Annotated in this window: 1 protein-coding gene; it reads left to right on the top strand. The window is 60.9% G+C overall.

From position 1 onward, the window contains the following. Window positions 1-476 (top strand): immunoglobulin-like domain-containing protein (locus LVS58_RS24985; RefSeq protein ID WP_233693247.1); only part of this gene is annotated, 476 nt, incomplete at both ends.

Genomic DNA, 476 nt, shown 5'->3' with positions numbered 1-476 from the left:
ATGCCCAAGTCACCATCAAGGCCGGCGAGACCAGCGCGCCGTACACCCACGCTGCGCAGGGCGATGACGTCTACAACGACGCTGGCCAGATCAGCCTGGGTATCAATTCGGCGGTAGACGCTACTGGTGCGACCTTCGAGAACCTGCAACTGGGCGGCAACGCTTCGGTTCAAGTGACCGACACCACCGACGAAGTCGTGGCCAAGTTGACCGCCACCCCTTCGGTCACCGAAGGCGGGGAGATCACCTACACCATCACCCTGACCAACAAAGACGGCCTGCCGATCAACAACCACAGTGCACTGACCTTCACGCTGAGCGATGGCAAAACCGTCATCACCGTGCCGGCCAACGGTACCGTGGGCACTGCTACCGTGACTGCTCCGGACAACGTCTACGTCGGCGCTAACGACCCTGTCGTGAAGTCGATCGCTACCGTTGAAGGCGCGGATGTCGGCAAGTTCGAACAGCTGACA

This window comes from Pseudomonas sp. JR33AA, assembly GCF_021378985.1.
GTDB lineage: Bacteria > Pseudomonadota > Gammaproteobacteria > Pseudomonadales > Pseudomonadaceae > Aquipseudomonas > Aquipseudomonas alloputida.
The sequence above is the reverse complement of the archived record's forward strand: the minus strand, read 5'-3'. Positions and strand labels throughout refer to the sequence as shown.